This is a genomic window from Methylobacterium sp. WL18 (assembly GCF_008040015.1).
GTDB lineage: Bacteria > Pseudomonadota > Alphaproteobacteria > Rhizobiales > Beijerinckiaceae > Methylobacterium > Methylobacterium mesophilicum.
The window spans coordinates 1-2,362 of record NZ_VRVD01000692.1 but is presented as its reverse complement, the minus strand read 5'-3'; the positions used below and the strand labels follow the sequence as shown (position 1 = coordinate 2,362).

At 70.4% G+C, this 2,362-nt stretch carries 1 protein-coding gene and 1 pseudogene; both read left to right on the top strand.

What is annotated here, in order from left to right; genetic code table 11:
* The first annotated feature begins 342 nt into the window (after positions 1–342).
* Entirely contained in the window at positions 343–1,236 is an 894-nt protein-coding gene (locus FV228_RS27070) for a CoA ester lyase (RefSeq protein ID WP_147857343.1), read from the top strand.
* A 741-nt stretch (positions 1,237–1,977) separates the two neighbouring features.
* Positions 1,978–2,362, top strand: a pseudogene (locus FV228_RS27065) (hypothetical protein); the annotation flags it as partial.

Below are 2,362 nucleotides of genomic sequence, written 5' to 3'. Positions count from 1 at the left end.
CACCAGGGCGCCGGCGACCGCACCGGAGCCGACCCCCAGGGTGGTCCGGCTCTGGGCCCGGGCCGGATCGGGCGCCCCGGCCAGGACCAGGCCGGCGAGGACGAAGACAGTCGAGAGAGCGCGCATAGGACCAGATCCCGGGATCCAAGGATTGAACCCAGGCCGCCTTTAGCCGTGAGAACATGACCAAAGCACGGCTGGATCGAACACCGCCCTTGATCGTATCAAACCGCGCGCGGACTCACCGATGGCAAGACTTCGGGCGTGGCGTATCGGACGTTCTGCTCTAGGGTGCAGTGCAACGAAGGCCGGCCGGGGAGCGGCCGCAGGAGGGAGATGCCCATGGCCACGACGACGGACCTGCGCCTGCGCCGGAGCGTGCTCTACATGCCCGGCTCGAATCAGCGGGCGCTCGACAAGGCCAAGACCCTGCCGGTGGACAGCATCATCCTCGACCTCGAGGACGCGGTCGGCCCCGAGGAGAAGGAGCTCGCCCGGGAGCAGGTCTGCGCCGCGGTGAAGAGCGGCGCATACGGGAGCCGCGAATTGGTGATCCGGGTCAACGCCCCGCAGACCCCCTGGGGCGAGGCCGACCTCCACGCCGCGATCGAGGCCAAGCCCGACGCGATCCTGATGCCGAAGGTCTCGTCCTCGGCGGTGCTGGAGAGCATCGCCGACCGGCTCGAATCCCTCGACGCCCCCGAGGGCATCGCCGTCTGGGCGATGATCGAGACCCCGGCCTCGATCCTCAACATCCAGGAGATCGCCCGGGCCAGGCGCGATCCGCGCATGCGCCTGACCTGCCTGGTGCTCGGCACCAACGATCTCGCCAAGGACACCTGGGCCAAGATCGTACCGGGCCGGGTGCCGATGCTGCCCTGGATGATGATGGCGCTCGCCGCCGCCCGGGCCGAGGGCCTGGCGATCCTCGATGGCGTCTACAACGACATCGCCGACACGGAGGGCTGCCGCGACGAGTGCCGCCAGGCCCGCGACCTCGGCTTCGACGGCAAGACCCTGATCCACCCGACCCAGCTGGAGCCGGCCAACGCCTCGTTCGCCCCCACCGACGAGGAGGTGCGAAGGGCCAAGCTGGTGATCGAGGCGTTCGAGCGCCCGGAATACGCCAAGCGCGGCGCGATCAAGCTCGAAGGCCGCCTCTACGAGCGCCAGCACCTCGGCGTGAACCGCCGGGCCGTGACCTGGGCCGAGGCGATCCGGGCGAAGGGGTTCTGAGAGCGGGCGGCCGATTCCGGTCTCGGGCCACGCCGAGATGCCGGCGGGCGCTTCCCGGGGTGGACGGCGCAACCCGCATCGGAACGGGCCCGAGCGGGCATGAGGCGCTTCCCCGCGCACTCCGGCTCGGATGCTCAAACAGCGGCCGATGACGGGCGGAACGCGCCCTCTTTCCCGTTGCAGCCACGGGCGACACCAGTTGGGATTTTGATCACTCCCCATCGTTGAAAGTTCAGTCTGATCCTTCCAGCGATGGCCGGATCGATACGGCCACGCCCCGTCGTCCCGGGGCCGCGCAGCGGAGCCCGGCATCCGGAACCGCCGACGTGCCAACGTCCTGATCGGGCAACGTTTCTCGAGCCCGGGTTCGCCTGGGGCGCCCCGGAATGGCGGCGTGGGTTATCAGCGGTGGGGTATCGATCCTCGGGACGCGGATCTTCCAACCGGTGTAGCCCGTAGCCGCAAGGGGGCGGGGAAAACGCGTCGTGCGTCCCGTGCCTATGCCCGAAGGCGTTGTGTGAAACTCCAAGCCCTGCGGCGAGAGAGGACCGGCGCCCGTGTCCCAGTTGCAGGCCGGTCCGTCGTCGCACCGGCGCTCGGCCGATCGCGGCCGGAAGACAGCAAGGCCTGCGAAACCCCGGCGGATCTTTGGTGCGCGCGTGGACGATTGACCCACCGCCGTTAACGTGGGCGTGTCATGGGAGAGGTCTTTAAGCCTAGCGTGACAGAAGGACCGCGACGGTGCCCCGCCTGCCCGTGCACGCCCGTGCACTTCCGAATCGATGGCCCCGGCGCGCCGCGCGGCCCGGCCTGTCCCTGGCGGCGGCCCTGGCCCTGTGCCCGGTCATGGCGCGCGCCGACGACCTGAGCGCGCTGTTCGATCACAACACCGTCGTCTCGGTCGGCGGATTCGCCGGTGCCGGCCCGCGCTTCCAGGGGAGCCGGGCGGCCGGGCTCTGGGGTTTGCCCTACCTGTCGTTCCGCAAGGCCGACGAGCCCCACGACTGGTGGTCCCCGGACGACGGCCTCGATGCCACGCTCGTGGGCGAGGGCCCGGTCCAGCTGGGTGCCGTCCTGGACTTCCGGGAAGGCCGGTCGCGCCGCGACGACCAGCGCCTCGCCGGCC